This is a genomic window from Streptomyces boncukensis, from assembly GCF_011045075.1.
In the GTDB taxonomy this organism is placed as follows: Bacteria; Actinomycetota; Actinomycetes; order Streptomycetales; family Streptomycetaceae; genus Streptomyces; species Streptomyces boncukensis.
Genome location: NZ_JAAKZZ010000404.1, coordinates 1 through 6,932 on the forward strand (window position 1 = coordinate 1; position 6,932 = coordinate 6,932).

The 6,932-nt window shown below is 74.2% G+C and carries 7 protein-coding genes; 3 read left to right on the forward strand and 4 right to left on the reverse strand.

Going from position 1 to position 6,932, the window contains the following annotated elements:
• Nucleotides 1–53: 53 nt before the first annotated feature.
• Together G5C65_RS28030 and G5C65_RS28035 are read right to left on the reverse strand one after the other, a co-directional pair.
• A complete protein-coding gene (locus tag G5C65_RS28030; protein WP_165301813.1) occupies nt 54–851 on the reverse strand; it encodes a bifunctional DNA primase/polymerase in 798 nt (265 codons plus the stop codon).
• 199 nt (nt 852–1,050) lie between these two features.
• A complete protein-coding gene (locus tag G5C65_RS28035; RefSeq protein WP_165301814.1) occupies nt 1,051–1,656 on the reverse strand; it encodes a TetR/AcrR family transcriptional regulator in 606 nt (201 codons plus the stop codon).
• Between the two features lie 106 nt (nt 1,657–1,762).
• Here G5C65_RS28035 and G5C65_RS28040 point away from each other — a divergent pair, with 106 nt between their 5' ends.
• Together G5C65_RS28040 and ddaH are read left to right on the forward strand one after the other, a co-directional pair.
• Nucleotides 1,763–1,936, forward strand: a complete 174-nt coding sequence (locus tag G5C65_RS28040) for a DUF6243 family protein (RefSeq protein ID WP_165301815.1) — start codon at nt 1,763–1,765, stop codon at nt 1,934–1,936.
• A 340-nt stretch (nt 1,937–2,276) separates the two neighbouring features.
• Nucleotides 2,277–3,080 carry a dimethylargininase gene (gene ddaH / locus G5C65_RS28045; RefSeq protein ID WP_338146704.1) on the forward strand — a complete coding sequence of 268 codons (804 nt, stop codon included), beginning with the start codon at nt 2,277–2,279 and terminating at the stop codon, nt 3,078–3,080.
• Nucleotides 3,081–3,123: 43 nt separating this feature from the next.
• On the opposite strand, the gene G5C65_RS28050 is transcribed toward ddaH, so the two are convergent.
• A complete protein-coding gene (locus tag G5C65_RS28050; protein WP_165301816.1) occupies nt 3,124–4,146 on the reverse strand; it encodes a small ribosomal subunit Rsm22 family protein in 1,023 nt (340 codons plus the stop codon).
• Between the two features lie 96 nt (nt 4,147–4,242).
• On the reverse strand, nt 4,243–5,007 hold the full coding sequence (locus tag G5C65_RS28055) for an SDR family oxidoreductase (protein WP_165301817.1): 765 nt from the start codon (nt 5,005–5,007) through the stop codon (nt 4,243–4,245).
• A gap of 107 nt (nt 5,008–5,114) precedes the next feature.
• Here G5C65_RS28055 and G5C65_RS28060 point away from each other — a divergent pair, with 107 nt between their 5' ends.
• Entirely contained in the window at nt 5,115–6,755 is a 1,641-nt protein-coding gene (locus G5C65_RS28060) for an alkaline phosphatase D family protein (protein WP_165301818.1), read from the forward strand.
• Nucleotides 6,756–6,932 lie beyond the last annotated feature (177 nt).

A 6,932-nucleotide genomic window follows, 5' to 3' on the forward strand; every position in this document is an offset into this window, starting at 1 on the left:
GCCCCCCCCCGGGGCGCCCGCGCGGCGCCCCGGATCCCGGCCCGGTCCCGGACTCAGCGGACCGGCCAGGGCGCTGCGCCCTCCATCTCGCCCCCGCCCTCCGCGTACTCCGCGCACGCGTCCGTCAGCGTCTCCAGCAGCGCCAGCGGCTCCGGCAGCACGCTGTCCGGGCCCGGCGGACGCAGCCAGCGCACCTCGTCGTCCGGTCCGTCGCCGGGCAGCACCGCGGGCGGGACCAGCACATAGCTGCCCCGGCAGTGCCAGCGCAGCCCGGGGTGCTCGGCCGTGGTCTCGGGGTGGCAGTCCAGCTCGCAGGGCCACCACTCGTCCTCGTCCTCCGGCGTGCCCCGCGTCGCGGTGAAGAACAGCATCCGGGCGCCGCCCACGAGCGCGACGGGGCCGGGGAGGGCCGCCGCCTCGTCCGCGGACGCGCGCTCCAGCCGGTCGAGCGCCGCGTACCCCGCCTCTGCCGGCACATCCAGCACGTCGTGGACCTGTCCCGTCGCGGTGATGAAGTTGGCCTGCGGCTCGGCCCGCAGCCAGCGCTCGACCTGGGCGCGGTCGGTGGTGGCCTGGGTCTGCCAGGCGAAGGAGACGGGGTGCCGGCCGGGGGTGGGACAGCCGATGCGGACGCAGGAGCAGCCGTATCCGGACGGGTGCGCGGCGGGGGCCAGCGGAAATCCTGCGGCAGCGGCGGAGAGCACCAGCTCGCCCCGGCGGCGCGCCGCATCGGCCGCGCTGCCGCCTCCCCCGCGCCGGCCGCTCCGGGTGCGGCCGGCGGAGCCCCCGGATCCCCGGGGCCAGCCGGGCCGCCGGCGCAGCCACTGGGCGAATCTGCTCTCGCTTTCCATCTACCGCCTCATTCCGCGACCGAGAACCGTGATTCCCGAGGGTACGCACGGAATCGCGCGCTCAGGCCGGAATCCACGGATCACGGATGTCCCTCCCCTATCCTGCGCCCCTCGCGCCGCCCCGCTCCACGCGGGGTGCCGGGCCCCGCCGGTCCGCCACCCGACCGGCGGCGTATGACCGGCGGCGTACGACCGGCGCTCAGCGCGGGGCGAAGGCCCGCAGCGCCATGTCGACCAGATCGTCGACGAACTCGTAGGTGAGGGGGCGGTAGTAAGTCATCCAGCGCTGCTGGAAGGGGCCGAGCAGCAGTTCGGTGGCGAGCGAGAGGTCGAGGTCCGGGTCGACCTGGCCCGCCTCCTGGGCGGCGCGCAGCCTGCGCTCGTAGACCGCGAACCCCGGCCCCGTGAGCCGCTCGGCGAACTGCGCCGCCAGCTCGGCGTCCGCGGCCCCGGCGATCGCGAGCGCGCGGTAGGGGGCCTCGAAGGAGGGGTCGGTGAACTCGTCGACGGTCGCGCGCAGCACGGCCTTCAGGTCGGCTTCCAGGTCGCCGCTGTCGGGGATGCCGTTCGCGTACTCGTCGGAGTCGACGGTCGCGGTGAAGGCGTCGAGCAGGACGGCCGCCTTGGAGGGCCACCAGCGGTAGATGGTCTGCTTGCCGACGCCCGCGCGGGAGGCGATGGCCTCGATGGTGAGCTTGTTGTAGCCGACCTCGCCGACCAGCTCCATGCTGGCCTGGAGGATCGCCGTCCGGGAGCGCTCGCTGCGCCGCGAGGTGTCGGGGGTCTTCGCCGTGGATGACTTCATGGGACGAATCTAGCAACCGTACGAGACGAGACGAACCGTCTTGACGAGACGATACGTCTCGTAGCACACTGAGGGCAACGGCAGACAGCCGAACGGAAGGAGCCCCATGGGCAAGGGACGAGCCGGAAACATGCTGGGCGTCGGCGGAACCCGGGCGCACCTCTCCCGCGGGAAGCTGCGCGGCAGCGGCGGGCGGGGCGGGTACGGCCCCGGCGGGGGCGCTGACGCGGCGGCCCAGAAGCGGGAGTTGCTCCGCAAGCTCCGAGAACCCCGGGAGTGACCCGCGCCCCCTCACGCCCCTGAGCGCGAGGGGGCGCGCCTCAAGGGGCGCGGGGAACTGCGCGACCAGCCGACCACGGCCCGCGGGGGCCGACGGTGCGGGCCCGGCAGACGCGTCTGCCCCGGCTTGCCTCGTCGGCCCCCGCGGGCCGTCACGGGCCGCTCGCGCAGTTCCCCGCGCCCCTGGGGGGCATCCCCTCGCGCTCAGGGGCGTGAGGGGGCGCGCCGCCTCTCGGGGTGCGGGACCGGCTATCGTGAAACCCTGTCCGCATATAGGCGAAAGGGCTCTCCGCAGCGCACCATGGGCTCAGCATGCGCACCGACCCCGTGAGGAGCCCTCGTTGTACGTGCCCCGTCACTACCTGATGTGCCCGCCGGAGCACTTCCGCGTCACCTACTCCATCAACCCCTGGATGGACCCCAGCAAACCGGTGGACCTCCCGCTGGCCCTCGCACAGTGGGAGCAACTGCGCGACCGGTACCGTGCGCTCGGCCACACCGTGCACGTCCTCGACCCCCTCCCCGGCCTGCCGGACATGGTGTACGCCGCCAACGGCGCCACCGTCGTCGAGGGCCGGGTGCTCGGCGCCCGGTTCGCCCACCGCGAGCGCAGCGGCGAGGCGGCGGCACACCGCGACTGGTACCGCGCGCACGGCTACCGGGACCTCGTGGAGCCGGAGCACATCAACGAGGGCGAGGGGGACTTCGCCGTGACCGCCTCCTGGCTGCTGGCGGGGCGCGGCTTCCGCTCCAGCCCGCTCTCGCACGGCGAGGCGCAGGAGTTCTTCGGCCGCCCCGTGCTCGGCCTCGACCTCGTCGACCCGCGCTACTACCACCTGGACACGGCGCTGTGCGTGCTCGACGCCGAGCGCGACGACGTCATGTACTACCCGCCCGCGTTCTCCCCCGGCAGCCAGGCGGTGCTGCGCCGGCTGTTCCCGGACGCGCTGGTCGCCGAGGAGCCGGACGCGCTGGCCCTCGGCCTCAACGCGGTGAGCGACGGCCACCATGTGCTGCTCCCGCAGGCCGCCGCGGGACTGTTCGGGCCGCTCCGCGAGCGGGGCTACGAGCCGGTCCCGGTCGACCTGACCGAGCTGCTGAAGGGCGGCGGCAGCGTGAAGTGCGTCACGGCCGAGCTGCGCTGAGGCGCGGCCGCGGGCCGGTGTCCGGGTGACGGGACTTCTCCCGTCACCCGGGCGCCCCGCCGCCTCCGGCCTCCCACGCGTCGCCCCACTCCGCCTTGCGGGCCGCGCGGTAGGCGGCGCCGTGCCGCTTGGTGACCGTCTCCCGGCCCAGGCCCCGCTCCGGGGCGCCGCACAGCTCCAGCAGCACCTGCCCCTTGCGGGTCCGCGGTCTGCGGACGACGCGCGCGGGCGCGGGCTCCCCGGCCGCGGCCTCCTCGCGCACGGCCGCGACATAGCTGAACTTCTCGTCCTCGTAGGCCAGCTCGCCGCCCTTCACCCGGCGGTGCAGGGACGAGCGGGAGACCCGGGCCGCGAAGTGGCACCAGTCCTCGCCCACCGCGATCGGGCAGGTGCCGCTGTGCGGGCACGGCGCGCGCACCCGCAGCCCGGCCGCGACCAGCGCGTCCCTGGCCTCCCGGATCCGCAGATAGCCGTCCGGCGTGCCGGGCTCGACGAGCACGACGGCGCCCCGCGCGGCGCGCGCCGCGGTGGCCACGGCGGCGCGCCGGTCCCGCTCGGTGAGCTCGCCGAGGACGTAGGAGACGGTGACGAGGTCGGCGTCCGGCAGCCGGGGCAGCGCGGCGCCGCCCTCCCGGAGCGAGCCGCGCGTCCACCGGACGGACAGCCCTCCGGCCTCGGCCAGCTCGCGGCCGAGGGCGAGCGCGGGCTCCGCCCAGTCGACGACGGTGGAGGCCACGCCCTCCCAGGTCGCGGCGGCGGCCCAGGCGGCGGCGCCGGTGCCGCCGCCGATGTCCAGGTGGGTCCTGGGCGCCCAGCCGGGCGCGCGGGCCGCGAGGGCGCGCAGCGCGGCGCTCGCGGCCGCGTGGGTCGCGGGCATCCGGTACGCCGCGTACGCGACGACGTCGGCGCGGCCGCGCAGCACGGGCGCTTCGGTCGGGGTCTCGCCCCGGTAGTGGTCGATGAGCCGCGCGGTGGCGGCGGCCGCGGCCTTCGGGGGGAGGGAGCCCGCCACGCCGGCGAGGGCCCGGGAGAGGTCGTACTCGTTCACCCGACAAGTGTTCCCCATGCCGGGCGGAGAAACGGATCGGCATCCGCCGGGCACGGTCCGTGCCGTACGGGGCACCCCGTGGCGTATCGCGAGCCGTTTCGCGTGGCGTATCGCTCAGCCGCGGCCGGCGAACGGCATCGCCGTGGCCATCACCGTGACAAACGGAATGTTCGCCTCCAGCGGCAGCTCCGCCATGTGCAGCACCGTGCGCCCGACGTCGGCGACGTCCATGGTCGGCTCCGGCAGCCGCTCCGTCATCTCCGTCACCGCGTTGCCGATGTCGATCTGCCCGCAGGCGATGCCGTGGGCGCGGCCGTCCAGGGACAGCGACTTGGTGAGGCCGGTGACGGCGTGCTTGGTGGCGGTGTACGCGGTCGCGTCGGGACGCGGCGTGTGCGCGGAGAGGGAGCCGTTGTTGATGATCCGGCCGCCCTGCGGACGCTGCTCGCGCATCTGGCGGAACGCGCCCTGGGCGCACAGGAAGGCGCCGGTGAGGTTGACGTCGACGACGCGCCGCCAGTCGGCGAGGTCCAGCTCGGTGACCGGGCACTGCGGGCCGAACACGCCCGCGTTGTTGAACAGCAGGTCGAGCCGCCCGTACCGGTCGCGTACGGCCGCGAAGAGCGCGTCCACAGCGGCCGGGTCCGTGACGTCCGTGGGGACGGGCCAGGCGGGCGGCGCGCCGCCGCCCATGAGCCCGGCCGTGGCCTCCAGGGGGCCGGGCCTGCGGCCCGCGAGCACCACGGTCCAGCCCGCGTCACCGAGGGTGAGCGCCACGGAGCGGCCGACGCCGGAGCCCGCGCCGGTCACCAGGGCGATACGGGGGCCGTGCGCGCCCGGCCCCGTGGTCTCCTTCGCGGCTCTCGTATCCGTCGTCATGCGCGGCAGGGTACGGGAACCGGGGTGGGCTGACCGCCATCCGATGGACATATGAGTGTCGGGTACACGCCAACAGCACGCCGCCCGTGCACCGTGTACTCATGTGCATGGCACACGCATCGAAAGCGGATCGCGAACTCCGCGCAGGAGCGCGAAAGGTGAGCCGTCGACGCTTTGTGACCGGAACCGGTGCCGCACTGGCACTCGCGTTTGGCACAAACCTTCCCAACACTGCCCGTGCTGTGCAAAAACTCAATTCCATGACAGCAAAAAGATTCGAGAAGGATCCGTTCCGGCTGGGTGTCGCCTCGGGGGACCCGCTGCCCGACTCGGTCGTGCTGTGGACCCGGCTCGCGCCCGAGCCCTACGCGCTGGACAGCGGAATGGCGGACGAGCCGGTCGCGGTGTCCTGGGAGCTGGCCCGGGACAGCGAGTTCGCGGACGTCGTCGCCCGCGGCGAGGAGATCGCCCACCCCGAGTGGAAGCACAGCCTCCATGTCGTCCCCGAGGAGCTGGACGCGGACACCGGCTACTGGTACCGCTTCACAGCCGGTGAGTGGACCAGCCCCGCCGGCCGCACCCGCACCGCACCCGCCGCCGACGCGGACCCCGCCACGCTGCGCTTCGCGTTCGCGTCCTGCCAGAACTTCCAGCACGGCTACTTCACCGCGCACCGCCATCTGGCCGCGGAGAAGGACCTGAACGCGGTCGTCTTCCTCGGCGACTACATCTACGAGAACGCCGTGGCAGCCGACGGCGGCGACCGGAACGACCCCGATCTGAAGCTGCCCGCCGCGCACCGCGCGGAGACCGTCAGCCTGGAGCAGTACCGGCTGCGCTACGCGCTCTACCACGCCGACCCCGACCTGCGCGCCGCGCACGCCGCCCACCCCTGGATCACCACCTGGGACGACCACGAGGTGGACAACAACTACGCCGGGGCCGTCTCCCAGGACGACGACCCCGAGGCGGAGTTCCTCGCCCGGCGGGCCGCCGCGTACCGCGCGTACTACGAGAACATGCCGCTCCGCCCGCCGCAGCGCCCCGAGGGCGCCGACCTGGCCCTGCACCGGCGGCTGCACTTCGGACGGCTCGCGCAGCTCGACGTGCTCGACAGCCGCCAGTACCGCGACGACCAGACGAACGGCGACGGCTGGAAGGTGCCGGGCGAGGAGACCAACCGGCCCGACCGCACCCTGCTGGGCAGCGGCCAGGAGGACTGGCTGCGGGAGGGCTGGGAGAGCTCCGGCGCCGTGTGGAACCTGGTGCCGCAGCAGGTGGTGTTCTCCCGGCGGTACGCGAGCACCGAGACCCCGCACAAGGTGTCCATGGACGCCTGGGACGGCTACCCGGCGGCGCGCGAGCGGTTCCTGAAGGCGGCCGAGGAGGCGGGGGTGGCGAACCTGGTGGTGCTCACCGGGGACGTCCACGTCCACTACGCGCTCGACATCAAGGCGGACTTCGACGACGCCGGCTCCCCCACCCGCGGCGTCGAGCTGGTCACCACCTCCATCGCCAGCGGCGGCAACGGCGCGGACAAACCGGACAACTGGAACGCGCTGATGGAGGCCAACCCGCATCTGAGGTTCTACAACGGGCGGCGCGGCTACCTCCTGGTCACCCTCGACGGGGAGCGGCTGCGCGCCGACTACCGCACGGTCCCCGAGGTGACCTCGCCCGGCGCCCCGGTCGCCACGGCGGCCTCCTTCGTCTCCCGCAAGGGCGCCCCGGGGCTGGAAGAGGCGTGACGCGTCGCTCACCGTAAAGCGCTGGGCCGGGGCTGGTGTTCCTGGGAGAATGTTTGTGCTCCTGACAATCTCCTGGAGAGGTGCATGACCAACCCCGGCCCCACACGACCGGCCGCGATACCCGACTCGACGCCGCACCCCGCCGCCACCGACACCGTCCCCGATACCGGCCCCGGC